A 262-nucleotide genomic window follows, 5' to 3' on the forward strand; every position below is an offset into this window, starting at 1 on the left:
GCCGTGGCTGAGGTCCAGCACGCCGTTCACGCCGGTTTCGGCAAGCATGCGAATGGCGCAGGCGTCGTCGTCGACATGGTGGTATTCGCGCAGCTGCTTGCCCTGGGTCATGCGGAACGGCGCACCGTTGTCGAGGGCGTCCAGTATCTGGCCCAGGAACATGAAGCGGCTGGGCAGGCCGCCGCCATACAAGGTGTGCACGCGCACATGGGTAACCGGCGCACCCTCGGCGGCGCGCGCGGCGGCGAATTCGCCGAGTGCC

General features: G+C 68.3%; 1 protein-coding gene. It reads right to left on the minus strand.

Annotation, left to right across the window (positions count from 1 at the left end; translation table 11 throughout):
- Positions 1-262 (minus strand): NAD-dependent epimerase/dehydratase family protein (locus KVT32_RS30435; RefSeq protein WP_217619470.1); only part of this gene is annotated, 262 nt, incomplete at both ends.

The sequence above is a fragment of the Achromobacter sp. GbtcB20 genome, from assembly GCF_019091095.1.
Lineage (GTDB): Bacteria > Pseudomonadota > Gammaproteobacteria > Burkholderiales > Burkholderiaceae_B > Achromobacter > Achromobacter mucicolens.